This is a genomic window from Sorangium sp. So ce119 (assembly GCF_051524405.1).
Taxonomy (GTDB): domain Bacteria; phylum Myxococcota_A; class Polyangia; order Polyangiales; family Polyangiaceae; genus Sorangium; species Sorangium cellulosum_G.
In genome coordinates, this window is sequence record NZ_CP150310.1 from 1,560,261 (window position 1) to 1,575,259 (window position 14,999).

12 protein-coding genes are annotated in these 14,999 nt (G+C 73.2%); 6 read left to right on the forward strand and 6 right to left on the reverse strand.

Annotation, left to right across the window (positions count from 1 at the left end; translation table 11 throughout):
• Positions 1-126: 126 nt before the first annotated feature.
• Both WME76_RS06205 and WME76_RS06210 read right to left on the reverse strand, forming a co-directional pair.
• The gene (locus WME76_RS06205) at positions 127-2,631 is read right to left on the reverse strand and encodes a protein kinase domain-containing protein (protein ID WP_437959270.1); all 2,505 of its coding nucleotides are present in this window, start codon (positions 2,629-2,631) and stop codon (positions 127-129) included.
• 112 nt (positions 2,632-2,743) lie between these two features.
• Positions 2,744-3,151 (reverse strand): hypothetical protein, encoded by a 408-nt coding sequence (locus WME76_RS06210; protein ID WP_437962249.1) that lies wholly within the window; start codon positions 3,149-3,151, stop codon positions 2,744-2,746.
• On the opposite strand from WME76_RS06210, the gene WME76_RS06215 reads away from it, so the two are divergent.
• Both WME76_RS06215 and scpB read left to right on the forward strand, forming a co-directional pair.
• The gene (locus WME76_RS06215; protein ID WP_437962080.1) at positions 3,042-4,673 is read left to right on the forward strand and encodes a segregation and condensation protein A; all 1,632 of its coding nucleotides are present in this window, start codon (positions 3,042-3,044) and stop codon (positions 4,671-4,673) included. The genes WME76_RS06210 and WME76_RS06215 overlap by 110 nt on opposite strands.
• Positions 4,660-6,267 carry an SMC-Scp complex subunit ScpB gene (gene scpB / locus WME76_RS06220; RefSeq protein ID WP_437959271.1) on the forward strand — a complete coding sequence of 536 codons (1,608 nt, stop codon included), beginning with the start codon at positions 4,660-4,662 and terminating at the stop codon, positions 6,265-6,267. The genes WME76_RS06215 and scpB overlap by 14 nt, the downstream gene beginning before the upstream one ends.
• 42 nt (positions 6,268-6,309) lie before the next feature.
• Here scpB and WME76_RS06225 read toward each other — a convergent pair whose 3' ends face one another.
• Positions 6,310-6,654, reverse strand: a complete 345-nt coding sequence (locus WME76_RS06225; RefSeq protein ID WP_437959272.1) for a helix-turn-helix domain-containing protein — start codon at positions 6,652-6,654, stop codon at positions 6,310-6,312.
• 78 nt (positions 6,655-6,732) lie between these two features.
• Between WME76_RS06225 and WME76_RS06230 the strand changes: the two genes are divergently transcribed.
• Positions 6,733-8,328 (forward strand): lamin tail domain-containing protein, encoded by a 1,596-nt coding sequence (locus WME76_RS06230; RefSeq protein ID WP_437959273.1) that lies wholly within the window; start codon positions 6,733-6,735, stop codon positions 8,326-8,328.
• Positions 8,329-8,528: 200 nt separating this feature from the next.
• Positions 8,529-9,158 (forward strand): helix-turn-helix domain-containing protein, encoded by a 630-nt coding sequence (locus WME76_RS06235; RefSeq protein ID WP_437289952.1) that lies wholly within the window; start codon positions 8,529-8,531, stop codon positions 9,156-9,158.
• A gap of 263 nt (positions 9,159-9,421) precedes the next feature.
• On the opposite strand, the gene WME76_RS06240 is transcribed toward WME76_RS06235, so the two are convergent.
• Both WME76_RS06240 and WME76_RS06245 read right to left on the reverse strand, forming a co-directional pair.
• Complete coding sequence (locus WME76_RS06240) at positions 9,422-10,786, reverse strand: TldD/PmbA family protein (protein ID WP_437959274.1); 1,365 nt, start codon at positions 10,784-10,786, stop codon at positions 9,422-9,424.
• Positions 10,787-10,878: 92 nt separating this feature from the next.
• Entirely contained in the window at positions 10,879-11,631 is a 753-nt protein-coding gene (locus WME76_RS06245) for a hypothetical protein (protein ID WP_437959275.1), read from the reverse strand.
• Between the two features lie 246 nt (positions 11,632-11,877).
• Here WME76_RS06245 and larB point away from each other — a divergent pair, with 246 nt between their 5' ends.
• Positions 11,878-12,630: a nickel pincer cofactor biosynthesis protein LarB gene (larB, locus tag WME76_RS06250; RefSeq protein ID WP_437959276.1), complete on the forward strand. Its 753-nt coding sequence runs from the start codon at positions 11,878-11,880 to the stop codon at positions 12,628-12,630.
• Positions 12,631-12,698: 68 nt separating this feature from the next.
• Positions 12,699-14,126 carry a nickel pincer cofactor biosynthesis protein LarC gene (larC, locus tag WME76_RS06255; protein ID WP_437959277.1) on the forward strand — a complete coding sequence of 476 codons (1,428 nt, stop codon included), beginning with the start codon at positions 12,699-12,701 and terminating at the stop codon, positions 14,124-14,126.
• A 118-nt stretch (positions 14,127-14,244) separates the two neighbouring features.
• On the opposite strand, the gene trxA is transcribed toward larC, so the two are convergent.
• Entirely contained in the window at positions 14,245-14,886 is a 642-nt protein-coding gene (trxA, locus tag WME76_RS06260) for a thioredoxin (protein WP_437959278.1), read from the reverse strand.
• Positions 14,887-14,999 lie beyond the last annotated feature (113 nt).

A 14,999-nucleotide genomic window follows, 5' to 3' on the forward strand; every position in this document is an offset into this window, starting at 1 on the left:
CACGCGGCGCCGCACGCGGGTCGGGCTCTCTCGCGGCGCGGTGACGCACGGTCGCCCTCCCCAGCGCGATCGTTGGTGGGCGCTCGCGACGTGGGGTACGAACGGCCTGGATTCACCTTCGATGGATTATAGCCACGGACCCGTCGAGGAGGGGAGCGGCGACAGGGACTCCGTGGGCAACGGCGGCGGCGAGGGGGGCAGGGCGGGCGCGGGGGTGGCGGCGCTGGCCGGCGGCGAGGCGGCGCCGCTCCTGGGCGAGCCCGCGTCCCCGGGCGGCGCCGGCGCGTTCCTGGGCGCCGGCGTCGGCGTGGCAGGCGCGCCCCTGGGCGCGGGCGGCTGGCCAGCGGCGGCGCCGGGGGTCGCGCCGCGGGCCTCGGGCGGCGCGGGCCGGCGCGGCGGCCTGCGGTCGGGGCCTGCGGCCGGGGCCGCCGAGCTCTCGGGGGAGACCTGCGGGGGTGGCTCCGGGGGGGCGCCGGGCGGGCCGCTCGAGAGCTCGAGGACGAGGTGCTGGGCGGTGGTGAGCTCCGGGTGCAGCTCGACGGCGAGCTTCGCCAGCCGGATCGCGCCGGCCCTGTCGCCGGCATACTTGCGCCCGAGGGCGTCGGTGACGATGCGCTCGGACGACTCGCGCCGGAGCGCGACGAGCCGCGGGTCCCTCGGCCAGCGCGCGAGCGCCTGCGAGAGGATGTCCTTCACGTTCTCGCCGGGGGGGGCGTCCCACGCGTGCCTGCCCATGCAGTCGCGCGCGCGCTCGATGTGCGCGTCCAGCGAGTCGATCGCGGCCGGCCCGCCGAACGCGCCGAGGTGCCGCCCGCCGAGGAACACGACGAGCCCCAGCGCGCCGGCGCACGCGAGCAGGGCGGCGGCGCGGGCGATCACGGCGCGGCGCGGGAGCGGCCGCGCGGCGGACTCGACGCCGTGCATGGTCGACGGCGCCGGCGCGGAGTCGCGCGAGGGCTCGATGCCGAGGCCGATCGCCGTCCGCGCGGGATGTTCGGGCAAGGGGGTGGACCAGGAGGGCGCCGAGGCGCCGCCGGGCGCTGCGCCGCTGGGTCTCGACGCGCGCTCTGCGCTGCCGAAGGAGGAGCGCTCCGCGCCGCTGGCCCCCGACGGGCGCTCTGCGCTGCGGAAGGCGGAGTGCTCTCCGCTGCCGAAGGAGGCGCGCTCCGCGGCGCCGAAGGAGGCGTGCTCTCCGCTGCCGAACGAGGCGCGCTCCGCGGCGCCGGAGGCGGAGTGCTCTCCGCTGCGGAAGGAGGCGTGCTCTCCGCTGCCGAAGGAGGGGCGCTCCGCGCCGCTGGGTCTCGACGAGCGCTCCGCGCTGCCGAAGGAGGAGCGCTCCACGCCGCTCGACCTCGGCGAGGAGGATCGCTCCTCCTCGGGGCCATGCGCCGACAGGTCACCGTAGCGGTCGACCGCGGCGTGCGGGGGGAGCGACCCGAGATCGCTGATGTGCGCGCTCTCCAGCGTGGGCGCGGGGATGCCGCCGATCTGGGCGGCGAGCGCCGGGGAGAGGTCGAGCGATTTGGTGCGCGATTTCGAGGCGAGCTTCATGACCGCGCTGGCGCGCAGGAGCCCGGGCTGGGCGGCGATCTCGTCGGGATCGAGGCCGCTCGCGCGCACGGCGAGGGCGAGGTCGCGGCCGAGGGCGCGCGCGTCGGGGGCGCGCTCCGAGGGCTTCTTCGCGAGGTTCTGCATCACGAGCTGCGCGATCGGCGCGGGCACGTAGCTCGAGCGCGCGATGCTGCGCAGGTCCGCCGGCGGGGCGTGCGTGTGCTGGACGAGCAGCGCGACCGGCGAGTCGCCCTCGAACGGCGCGCGCCCCGCGAGGCACTGGTAGAGCATCGTCGCGATGGAGTAGACGTCCGCCGGCGGCCCGACGCGGTGCCCCTCGGCGCCCTCGGGCGAGATGTACTTGGCGGTGCCGAAGATGAGCCCGGCCTGGGTGGTCATCGCCTTGTCGGCCCAGTCGAGGCGGGCGATGCCGAAGTCGAGGACCTTCACGTAGTCCGGATCCTCGCCGCGGCGGACGAGCATGATGTTCTCGGGCTTGAGATCCCGGTGGACGATGCCCTGCGCGTGCGCCTCGCCGACCGCGTCGCAGACCTGGAGGGTGATGTGGAGCGCCCTCGGGAGCGGGAGCGCCTCGCTCTCGCCGCCCGCGCCCGCCGCGGCGAGCGCGGAGAGGAGCGAGATGCCGTCGAGGTGCTCCATGACGAGGTAGAGCTCGCCGCCGATCCGGGGGTCGGCCGTGGCGGGGACGCTCCCCGTCATGAGCACCTGGACGACGTTCGGGTGGACGAGGCGGCTCGCGATCTTGGCCTCGCGGTGGAAGCGGCTCACGAGCTCGGCGTTGGTGCTCAGCTCGCGGTGGAGGATCTTGACGGCCACGTCGCGCTCGATCCCTGCCTGGAAGGCGCGGTAGACGCGGCCCATCGACCCGATGCCGATGAGGTGGCGGACCTCGATCTGCCCGCCGAGGGTGAGGCCGACGTAGGGATCGCGCTCGGCGGCGCCGAAGGCGGGGCTCTTGCGCGAGCTCGCGAGCGGGGTGCCGTCGCGGGGGCAATAGAGGACGCCCGCGTCGTATCGCTCGCCGCACGAGGGGCAGCTCTTCGCGGGGGACGGCTTCATCGACAGCGCTGATGCTAGCACCGCTCCCGCCATAAATTGTCGGACGGAGCGGCGTTTCGGCGCGTCGCGGCGCCGGGGCACGCTCCGGAATGGACCGACCGGCGCCTTGCGATTACGGTCGCCGCGTGAGCGGTTCCAAGGCGGGCGCAGCAAGGGCGCGCGGCGGCAAAGGGCGCGGCAACGCGGGCGCCGCTCCTGCGCCCGCTTCCCGCGGGGCGGCGGCCTCCCGGGCGCGCGAGGCGCCCACGCCGCCCCGCGAGGTGGCCGAGGCGTCCACGGCGGCCGGCGAGGCGGCGGACGCGGGGCCGCGCGAGGGCGAGTACGTCGTCTCGCTCCCCACGTTCGAGGGGCCGCTCGACCTGCTGCTCCACCTCATCCAGCAGCACGAGCTCGACATCCTCGACATCCCCGTGAGCTTCGTCACGGAGAAGTACCTCGAGTACCTGAAGATCATGCGCTCGCTGTCGATCGACCTCGCGAGCGAGTACCTCGTGATGGCGGCGACGCTGGCGCACATCAAGTCGAAGATGCTGCTGCCGAGCGTGCCTGCGGGGCAGGACGACGACGGGATGCCCGGCGAGGAGGAGGATCCGCGCGCCGAGCTCGTCCGGCGGCTCCTGGAGTACCAGAAATACAAGGTCGCCGCGGCCGATCTGGCCGAGCGCGGCACGCTGGGGCGCGACGTGTTCACGCGCGGCATGAGCGAGAGCGAGGTGCCGAAGGGCCCGGCGCCGTTCGCGTCGACGTCGATCTTCGGCCTGCTGGACGCCTTCGAGCGGGTGCTGAAGCGGACGAACGTCCAGATCGATCACGAGGTCGTCTTCGATCGCATCAGCATCACGGATCGCATCGTCGAGCTCACCGAGAAGCTCTCGGCGCGGCGTGCGATGCGCTTCGAGGATCTGCTGCTCGACAGCGTCTCGAAGGGGGGCGTCATCCCTCGCTTCGAGGTCGTGATCACGTTCCTCGCCGTGCTCGAGATGTGCAAGCTGAGGCTCATCCGGGTCCACCAGACGGACTCGCTGGCGCCGATCCACATCCTGCTCTCGGTGGCGGAGGGCGAGCCCCCGGTGGACTTCGACCCGGAGTACGGCGCGCCGACGGCGGAGCGGAGCGAGACGGCCGGGAGCGATGAGGCGGCAGCGCCGCCTGCCGGCGCGCCGGCGGAGCCTGAGGTGGCGGAGGCTGCGGAAGCGGAAGCCGAGAGCGGCGCGCCGGCGGAGCCTGAGGTGGCCGAGACTGCGGAAGCTGCGGAGGCCGAAGAGGAGAGCGGCGCGCCGGCGGAGCCTGAGGCTGCCGCGGCAGCGGAAGCTGCGGAAGCGGAAGCAGAAGGCGGCGAGCCGGCGGAGATTGAGGCTGCCGCGGCAGCGGAAGCTGCGGAGGCCGAAGAGGAGAGCGGCGCGCCGGCGGAGCCTGAGGCTGCCGCGGCAGCGGAAGCTGCGGAAGCGGAAGCAGAAGGCGGCGAGCCGGCGGAGCCTGAGGCTGCCGCGGCAGCGGAAGCTGCGGAAGCGGAAGCAGAAGGCGGCGAGCCGGCGGAGATTGAGGCTGCCGAGACCGCGGAAGCTGCGGAGGCCGAAGCCGAGAGCGGCGAGCCGGCGGAGCCTGAGGCTGCCGAGACCGCGGAAGCTGCGGAAGCGGAAGCCGAGAGCAGCGAGCCGGCGGAGCTTGAGGTTGCCGAGACAGCGGAAGCGGAAGCCGAGAGCAGCGCGCCGGCGGCGCCCGAGGCTGCCGAGACCGCGGAAGCGGAAGCCGAGAGCGGCGAGCCGGCGGAGCCTGAGCTGGCCGAGCCATCCGTGGATCCGAGCGGCGGGCCCGCGCCCCCGGAGCTCGCCGAGGCGGTGGAGGAGACGGGCAACGCGCATGACATCGCAGGCGACGATCCAGCGAGGGAAGCGGATGCGGGCGCCGCTCTGGCCCCTCTGGAGGAGCCGAGCCGCGATGCTGTCGCGGAGACGCGCGACCTGTCGGCCCCGGAGGACGTCGCGGCGCCGCCGGCTGCGGTGGATGAAGTAGACGCAGGGAGTGGCCGTGACGGTGGCTGATGCCGCGGCGAAGCGGCGGCGCGTTTCGAAGACGGCAGGACAGAGCGCATCGGCGCGGCTGAGGGCGGCGGCGCACGCGTGGCTGGTCGGGTCGAAGCGGCCGCAGGCGGCGAAGAAGGAGCCGCGCGCGCCGAGGACACCGGGGCAGGGCACGCCGGCCAGGGCGAGCGCGCAGCGCGCATCGGCGCGGCTGAGGGCGGCGGCGCACGCGTGGCTGGTCGGGTCGAAGCGGCCGCAGGCGGCGAAGAAGGAGCCGCGCGCGCCGAGGACACCGGGGCAGGGCACGCCGGCCAGGACGAGCGGACGCGGCACGCCAGCGCGGCTGAGGGCGGCGGCGCACGCGTGGCTGGGCGGGGCGAAGCGGCCGCGGGCGGCGAAAAAGGAGCCGCGCGCATCGAGGGCGGCACGGCAAGATCCTGTCGCTCGCTTCCGCGCCGTCGCGTGGGCCCAGCTCGGTGATCCGGCGCGGCGCGCCGCGGCTCCGGCCCGCAGCGCGACGGCGGCCGCGCAGGTGCCGGGGCTGTCCGCGGTCGCGCGCAAGCACCTGAAGGGGGTCCTGGAGGCGCTCATCTTCGTCGCGGAGCGACCGGTGCCGGCCCGCGAGCTCGCGCGCTCGGCGAACGCAGAGCACCGCGTCGTGCGGGAGCTGCTGGCCGAGCTCGTCGCGGAGTACGACGGGCGGGGGTTCCGGCTGGACGAGGTCGCCGGCGGGTACGTCTTTCGAACGAGCCCCGCGTTCGCGCCGTTCGTCCGCGAGGTGACCGAGCAGAAGCCGATCAAGATGTCGCGCGCCCAGACCGAGACGCTCGCGATCGTGGCGTACCGGCAGCCGATCACGCGGCCCGAGATCGACGAGATCCGCGGCGTCGACTCCGGCGCCGCGCTCAAGTCGCTCCTCGAGCGCGATCTCGTGAGGATCCTGGGCAAGAAGGACGAGCCCGGGCGACCGATGCTCTACGGAACGACGGCGCAGTTCCTCGAGTTCTTCGGCCTGAAGGCGCTCGGCGAGCTGCCGACCTTGCGCGAGTTCACCGAGCTGACCGACGAATCTCGTCGCGCCTACGAGCGTGAGCTCGGCGAAGAGCCGCCGGACGCGGCGGTGGTGACATCGGAACAGGAGAGCTTCGCCGGCGCGGAAGGTACGATCAGGACGAGCGTCGCCAGCGCAGGAGAGAAGCCAGCGGAAGACGTCGGCGTGTCGCCTACAGCGCCGCGGGAGGGAGAGGTTGCCATGGAAGCAATGATGGAAGACGAGGTGCGCGTGGAGAGTCCGGTCCCTGGGGTGCATGCCGAACCTGGCGCGCAGGACGCCGTCGGACCCTCGAGCGAGCTCGAGGAGGACGAAGTGCGCAGCGCGGAGGACGAGGACGAAGAGGGCGACGAGGACGACGACGAAGAGGGCGACGAGGACGAGGACGACGACGAAGAGGACGAGGACGAGGACGAGGACGACGAGGACGACGACGAAGAGGACGAGGAAGGCGGCGACGAGGACGAAGAGGACGACGACGAAGAGGACGAGGACGAGGACGAGGACGACGACGACGACGACGAGGATGAGGATGAGGACGAAGAGGAAGACGACGAGGACTGAGTCGTCACCGCCCTCTGACCTTCAAGCGCGTCGATCCCCCGTTCATGACGGCGGCGCGTCCGTCGGATCCGGATAGGCATCCGCCAGCTTCAGCGCCGCGCTCCTCAGCTCCGGGTGGGAGAGGAGCTTGCGAAAGAGCCGCCAGAGCTCGGGGTCGGCGAGCACCTGGAGCGGCGAGGCGTTCGCCTGCTTCTTCTTCTTGCGGGGGATCGCCTCCGGACCCTTGCGCCGCAGCTCCTCCATCATCCCGACGAAGCGCTTCGTCGGAAAGAGATCGCCGTGCTCCCAGGCGAGCACCGTCTCCTGCTCGATGCCCAGCGCTCCGGCGAGCTCGCGGGCCGTGCAGCCAAGCTCCTGCCGGAGCTTCTTGATGTCCTCGGGGGCCATGCGAGGCGAGGGTAGCGGCCTCCGAAAAAAAAGCGACGTCGAGGCAACCGGCGGCGAGCTCCCGCCGAACTCCGCGTCATGACCCATCGTCCCCTGACTCGCCCCTCGCGCGCGACGCGCGCTGCCCACGTCCTGCCGCTCGCGCTCGCGCCGCTCGTGGCCTCCCCCCTGTCCTGCGCGCCGGAGCTCGCGGCTCCCCCTCGCCTCGATGACGACGAGGTCACCGCGACCGCCGGCGACGCGGACATGATCCCCGAGCTCCAGATCGAGCCCGCTGCGCCGCTGGATGCCGCGCCCCCGGTGCTGCGGCTGCGGGTGCGCCTCCCGGCCGCCGCCGCCGGGAGCGTCGATCCCGGTCGGGCGCTGATCCTCCGGGGGAAGATCGGCGCCGCGCACCTGCGGCAGATAGAGCAAGGCGATCTGTCGAACGCGCTCGCGGAGCGCGTGGTCCCGTCGATCGCCTGGCTGAACGAGGCGCCCGCGGGAGATCTCTGGCTCACCGTGGCCCCGCTCGCGCCGCTCGCGCCCGGAGAGACGTACGCCGTGGCCAGCGGCAGCCCCGCCTTCTCGCACCACATCCAGGTCGCCACCGAGGGCTCGCCCCCCGTGCTCCCACGGCTGTGGCCGCCGCCCGACGCCGGCGCGAGCCTCACCTTCGGCGTGTGGTGCGGCGATTCACCCCTCCCCGAGATGGCCGCCGCAGCGGCGCTGGCCCCCGGCGGACCGGCGGGCGAGCTGCGCCGCGGGGCCGTCGACGACATCGGCGCGCGCTGCGTGCGCTTCGAAGGGGAGCCGGCGCCCGCGGCGACCAACCAGACGGACGAGCTGCGCCTCGTTGGCCCACCCATCGCTTTCGCCGATGAGCCAGGAGCCGTGAGCCTCGACCCGCGTCCGTTTGCGATGGAATCGGAGCCTTTCCCTGCCGCAGCGATCGCCTGCGCGCTGGACGAGGTCCCCATGGGACCCGGCTGCGCTCACGTCGCCGACGATCAGATTCGCGTCCGTTCGGCGGACGCGCCGCTGCTCTGGGCGGTCGCGGGCGAGGGGCTCGATGAAGTCCGCGCGGCGCCGCCGGGCGAGCTGTTCGTCCTCGCCCCCTTGCCGCCTCTCACGGCCATCCAGCTCGCCGTGGCCACCATCGACAATGCCGGGCACGTGGAGAGACGGACGTTCTCAGCCATGACGCGTGCGCCCATGCCCCACGTGGTTATCAATGAGGTGCTGGCGAATCCTGTAGGAGCTGAGCCGTCTCAGGAGTGGGTCGAGCTCTACAACGACGGAGATGTCCCAGCCGACCTCACAGGGTATGTGCTCGCAGATGTGGGCGGAGAGACCGAATTGCCCTCCATCTCCCTGAGCCCCGGCACGTACGCGCTGGTCGTCAACGAGGGCTATGTCGCTGAAGATGAGCTCGATCCTCCGGCTCCTCCCGATACGCTGCTGCTCCGTGTTCCAAAACTTGGCAACCATGGGCTGTCGAACTCGGGAGAACCGCTCAAATTGAAGGATGGAGGAGGTGCAGTGATGTCCAGGTCGCCCGCTTTGCCGGAGCCGAAAGCGGGGATGAGCCTGGCTCGTGTGGGGCCGCGCGCCCCCGATGGTTCGGCCGGCTCGTTCGTGACCGGGTGGCCGACACCCGGTCGCGTGAACATAATGAACCAGGAGATCCCCTGAAGACGGGGGAGTCTGCCTCCGCGCGGGGCGTTCTCTCCAAGGGGCCGAGAAAATTCGAGCAAAGCGGGTGACGGACCCGTCCGTGAGAGCTAGGTTTCAATCGAGTAGACAGACGGGTGGGGGGGGCCGCCACCTGAGGAGACGCTGCCGCGCTGTGAACGCGAGCTGTGCGGCAGGTGCCTTTCGCGTGGAGTTCGGCGATGGCTGGTGTTCGTGAAAAGCTGTTGACGGCATCGGACCTCGCAGCCTTGTGCGAGGTCGACTTGAAGACAATCCATAACTGGGTAGATCGGGGGAGGATTGCCCATTTCCGTACGCCGGGGAGACACTTGCGCTTCAAGGCGGCGGATGTGGCCGAGTTCCTCCGCGCATGGGGCTATTCGGTGCCCCGGGAGCTCGCGAAGGCGACCTCCAAGTCGATGATGGTCATCGGCACCAAGGACACGATGACCCACGCGGCGCGTTCCCTCGGGGAAGGCGTGCCCATCCGGCACGCCAGCCACCCGTACGACGCGCTGATCTACGCGGGGGCGGACCCCGCGGACGTGTACATCGTCGACGTGCGGGCGGTGTCCAGCGACGTGGACGTCACCTCCCTCTTCGAGGCGCTCCACCGAGCGAACTCGCAGGGGACGTTCGTCGCGCTGTCGGACGAGCCCATCAGCCTGCCCACCTTCGTGGGCCGGATCGGGCGCAACGACGCGCAGCAGCTCAAGGCGTTCCTGATGCCTGAAGCGGCCGCGCAGGCAGGGGCGCCCCTCCAGGCGGCAGCCGGCGCGGGCTCGGAAGAGCCGCCGCGCAGCCTGGCCGCTGGCGGGTCCTCGCGCTGAGCGAGGGCCCCGGCCGTCCACGCCCGGCAGACAGGCCCGGCGAGGACGGCCGCGGGCGGCTGCGGGGCGATCCGCCACGAGCCGCAGCACTGCCGAGCGACCCGCTGCGGACGGAGTCCCCCCCTCCCGCAGCGCAACCTGGGGCCGGTTGACAGGTCGCTCGCAGCCACGCTGCTGAGCTCGTTCCCCCGCAGCCAGCCCATCCCTCCGATATATGGAAAGGTACGAGTCCGAGGACCGCAGGCTCCTCGGACCGAAGCAGCTCAGCTTCCAGCGATGGTCATGGCGGAGACGCGGAAGGTCGGCGACGCCGTTGCCGTCCGGAGATCCAGGTCGTCGCCGACGGCGTCGATCCGCTGGAGGAGCTCGTCGAGGTTCAGGGAGATCGTGACCTCGCTCACGGGGTGAGTGAGCTGGCCGTTCTCGATCCAGAAGCCGGACGCGCCCCGGGAGAAGTCGCCGGTCACGGCGTTGAAGCCGAAGCCCATCATCTCGGTGACGTACAGCCCGCGCGGCGTGGAGCGGACGATCTCCTCCGCCGGCGTGGCGGTGGGTTGCAGGATGAAGTTCGACGTCGACGGGCCCACGCCGCCGCCCGCGCCACGCGCCGCGCTGCCGGTCGACGCGCGCTTGAGCTTCCGGCCGCTGTAGCTATCGCAGAGGTAGGTCTTCAGGATGCCCTGCTCGACCACGACGTTGCGCCGGGCCAGGAGGCCCTCGCCGTCGAAAGGGCGCGAGCCGGGCGCGCGCGCGATCAGCGGGTCGTCGACCACCGTGATGAGCTCGCTGGCGACGCGCGTCCCCTCGCGGCCGACGAGGTAGCTCGACTTGCGCCAGATCGAGCTGCCCATGAGACAGGAGCCGAGCAGCCCCAGCATCGAGCGCGCAGCGTCCGGGTCGAACACGACAGGCGCCTCGCAGGTGGGCACCTTGCGGGCGCCGAGCTTGCGCAGCGTCCGGCGGGTTGCCTCGCGGCCGACGGCGTCCGGGGCGTCGAGATCGGCGAGGTGGCGCCGGGCGCTGAAGTGGAAGCCGCGGCGCTTCTTGCCGCCGCTGTCGTCGGCGACCGGGGAGACCACGAGCGACGCGTACGAGCCCGCGTAGCCGCCGCGGAAGCCGCCGGACAGGACCAGGGCGAAGGCGCTCGCGGTCCGAGAGAACGTCGCGCCGTCGCTGTTCGTGATGCGAGGATCGGCGTCGCGCGCGGCCTGCTCGCCGCGGCGCGCGATGTCGATGGCCTGCGCGGCCGTGACCGAGCCGCCGGACGGATCGTAGAGCTCGAGCGCGGGGAAGGGGCCGCTGGAGATGAGCTCGGGATCGGCGGGGCCGGCGAACTCGTCCTCCTGGGAGATGTCGGCGAGCTCGAGCGCGTCCGCCACGAACCGGTCGATGCCGCGCGGCGTGAGGTCGGACGTCGAGGTCAGCGCGACGCGCTGCTTCTTGATGATCCGCATGCCGAGGCTCTTGTGGACGGCCTCCTCGACGAGCTCGGGCTCGCCGAGCCGCACCTTCGTGGAGAGCTCGGACCCGGAGCGAGCGATCGCCTCCGCGACGTCGGCGCCTCCCTTCCTGGCGCGCGTCACGACCTGGTCGGCCAGCTCCATCAGTTCTTCGATCTGCTGATCCACGCGGGCTCGTTCGGACATGGGGCGACAGGGTGGTGGAGCGCGGTGGCTCCGTCAACGCGGCGGGAGAGCCGCGGCGCCCGACCGGACGCGTCTCAGCCCGGTCGGTTGGAGCGCCCGCCCTTGCCGAGGCCGAGCCGGCGCTCGGGGCGCGTCGAGGCGGGCCGGGGCGGATCGACCCCCCGCGCCGGCTCGCTCGGGACGGCGCGGGGGCGCGGGGCGCCGGGGGGCTCGGCCTTGCCCGCGCTGCCCGGCGGATCGCGCCGGAGGAGGGCGCTCACGGTGACCGCGAAGCCGGCGGCGAGCATGGTGTACATCCAGAGGAGCGCGTAGCCGAGCGGACCGCCGGCGACCGGGTGGACGCCGAAGTCGCCCTCGACCTGCCGGTAGGTGCCGTCGAGCGCGAGGCGCCGCGAGAGGGCGAGGACCGCGACGAGCGCGATCGCGATCGGCGCGCCGCCGAACACGGCCAGCGCGCGCACGGCGCCCTGCGCGGTGGGCCTGCCGCCGGCGCTCGAGGCGAAGCGGTGCGCGGCGGCGAACCCGGCGGGCACGGACGCGGCGTCGAGCAGGAGCAGCAGGAGGTCGACCGCGGACGGGATCCGGCGGGTGTCGACGAGGTACGCGAAGCTCCAGTCGGGCGCGAACACGAGGAAGTAGGCGCAGACCGGCGCGAAGACGAGGACGGCGAACAGCGAGACGAGGGCGAGCGGCCGATCGCGCGGGCCCGGCGAGAGCCGGGGCTCCGTCGCGCGCAGCGCGCCAGGGCGGTGAGGGGCTGCGGCGCTGAACCAGGCGAGCAGCGCGCCGAGGGCAAAGCCGACGAGGGGAGCGACGAAGGCGGGCACGCGGCGCGGAAAGTAGCCCCGCCGCCCCCTCCTGCGCAAAGAGCCTGGACCGGTTTGCGCGGCGCGCGCGATCTTGCCGGCGAGGGAGGAGCATCGGCGAGGGCGCGCCGGGGGGACGCGCGTCGGGAGGCGCGCGCGGGGGGCGCCGGAAGCGCGCCGAGGCCCCGCCTTGGCGGCCACAGCGGTGGCGGCGGGCGAGGCGGAAGGTTTGCGGTGGGGTCGCTGCCGCGCTAAGCGGCTGCGCACATGGAGCCGCGCCTCGTCCGAGAGCTGCTGGAGCGCGTCCGTAACGGAGAGACCGCCATCGAGGAGGCGCTCGAGGCGCTCCGGGGGCTGCCTTTCCGGGACCTGGGCGTCGCGACCGTCGATCACCACCGCGCGCTCCGGCAGGGCGTGCCCGAGGTGATCTTCGGTGAAGGGAAGACGCCCGAGCAGATCGCCCTGATCGCCCAGGAGATCTCGGGGGCCGGGCAGAACGTGCTCGTGACCCGGGTCGACGCCGCGAAGGGCGCGGCGGTCGCGTCGCTCTTGCCCGCGTTTCGCTATGTTCCCCTCGCGCGGACCGGGAGCGTCGAGGTCGCGCCGACGCCGAAGCGCGCCGCGGGGCCGGTCGCCGTCGTGACGGCGGGCACGAGCGATCTCCCGGTCGCCGAGGAGGCGATCGAGACGCTGCGGGCCGTTGGGCTCGAATCGAAGCGGATGTACGACGTGGGGGTCGCGGGGCTGCACCGCTTCCTCCATCGCGTCGAGGAGCTGCGCCAGGCGTCCGCCGTGATCGTGGTCGCGGGCATGGAGGGCGCGCTGCCGAGCGTGGTCGGCGGGCTCGTGGCGGCGCCGGTCGTGGCGGTCCCGACCGCGGTCGGCTACGGCGCGGCGCTGGGCGGCTTCACCGCGCTCTTCTCGATGCTCACGTCGTGCGCCTCCGGCATCGCCGTGGTCAACATCGACAGCGGCTTCGGCGCGGCGATGGTGGTCCATCGCATGCTGCCGAAGGCGTGAGCGCAGGACGAGCGCGACCGCGGGAGCGCCGCGACGGGTCGACGCCCGTTGAACGGAGCAGGCGAGACATGGGACACGATCACGATCACGAGCATGCGCACGGGCACGACCATGACGCGCACGGGCACGACCACGCGCATGGGCATGACCATGCGCAAGCGCACGGGCACGACCACGCGCATGGTCACTCCCATGGGCACGACCACGCGCACGGCCATTCCCACGGGCACGACCACGCGCACGGCCATTCCCATGGGCAGGGGCACGACCACCCGCAGGGGCACGACCACCCGCGCGCGCCGCTCCTCGAGGAGGGCGCGGGCGCCGGGATGGTCCTGTTCTTCGATGCGTTCAGCGGCATCGCGGGCGACATGACGATCGCCGCGCTGCTCGATCTCGGGGTGCCCCTCCTCGTCATCGAGCGCGCCGTCGCCGCGCTGCCCCTCGACGGCTTCCACCTCCACCGCGGGCACGCGCATCGGAGCGGCATCGTGGCGACGTCGTTCGACGTCCACGTCGAGGCGCCCCAGCCGGAGCGCACCTACGGATCGATCGACGCCATGCTCGCCGCGGCGCCGCTCGACCCGCCCGTCGCCGCGCTGGCGCGCCGGATCTTCCGGCGCCTCGGCGAGGCGGAGGCCGCCGTGCACCGGATCCGCCTGGAAGACGTGCACTTCCACGAGGTCGGCGCCGTCGACGCGATCGTCGACATCGTGGGCACCGCCGCGGCCATCGTGCACATCGGGGCGGAGGTCGTCGGCTCGCCGCTGCCCATGGGGCGCGGGTTCGTGAAGGCGCGGCACGGGATCCTCCCGCTGCCGCCGCCCGCCGCGGTCGCGTGCCTGCGCGGCGTCCCGACCTACGGCGTCGAGATCGACGCCGAGCTGGTCACGCCCACGGGCGCGGCGATCATCGCCACGCTGGCGAGCCGGTTCGAGCGCTGGCCGACGTTCGCGCCCGACCGGATCGGCTTCGGCGCCGGCACGCGGGAGCTGCCCGACCGCCCCAACCTGCTGCGGGTCGTGCTCGGGACGCGCTCCGGCGGGGAGGAGAGCCTCGGCAGCGCGTCGCACGTGATCGTGGAGGCGAACGTCGACGACCTCACGGGCGAGGTGGCAGGGCACGCGATCGAGGCGCTGCTCGCGGCAGGCGCGCTCGACGCGTGGGCGGCGCCGATCACGATGAAGAAGGGCCGCCCCGCGCTGACGATCGCGGCGCTCGCGGCGGCGCCCCAGGCCGACGCGGTCGCGACGGCGCTGCTCCGCGAGACGACGAGCATCGGGCTCCGGAAGATCCCTGTCGCGCGCACCGAGCGGCCGCGGCGGATGACGACGGTGAAGACGGCCTACGGCGCCATCCGGGTGAAGATCAGCGAGGGGCCGTTCGGGCCGCCGCAGATCAAGCCGGAGTTCGACGACTGCGCCGCGGCGGCGAGGACGCACGGCGTGCCCGTGCGCGAGGTCGTCTCGGCGGCGCTCGCGGCCGCCAAGGGGTGACGCCAGGCGCGCGCGCCGCTCGTGTCAGAGCGCGGCGCGCGCCGCCCGCATGGCGGCGCCGCGTTTCACGCGCGGCGCCCGCCTCGCGGCGCCGCACGGCATCGAGCGCGCCCGAGGCTCAGTCCGGGCGCTCGATCGGCAGCGCTTCGGCCTCCCACGCGAGGAAGCCGCCCTCGAGGAACGCGACGGGGACGCCCTCCTCCGCGAGCTTCGAGGCCATCTCCTTCGACCTGTCGCCGGAGCGACAGTAGAGGACCGGCGCGCCCGGGAGCATGTGGAGCTCGGCGAGCCGCCCCTCGATCTCCTCGAGCGGGAGGTGCACCGCGCCGGGGATGTGAGCGCGGCCGTACGCGTTGGCCTCGCGCGTGTCGACGGCGACCACCTGGCCCTCGTTGACGAGCTGCGCCAGCTCGGCCGCCCGGATGGCGCCCTCGGCGCGCGGGAGGAACGGCTCGAGCATCTCGCGGAACTGCTTGCGGTTGAGGACGCCCTGCTCCGCGGCCACCGGGCGGCCCCGGTGGAAGACCATGAACGTCGGGACGGCCTGGATGCGCAGCGTGGTGGCGATGCGCTTCGACCGATCGATGTCGACCTTGACCACCTTGGCCTTGCCCTCGAGCTCGCGCGCGATGGCCTCGACCTCGGGCGCGACCGTTTTGCACGGCCCGCACCAGGCGGCGGTGAAATCGATGAGCACAGGCAACTCGCTGCGGAGCACCTCGCGCTCGAACTCCTGCTCGCTGATCTCGGGAACAGCCATGGCGGCCGAATTCATAGCGGGCCTTCCCATCGAGATCGAGTGGCGCGAGGCCCCCGCCGCCCAGATCGCGGGGACGAGGGCTGTTTCGGCGGATTTCCGGGGCGCTCCCGGGA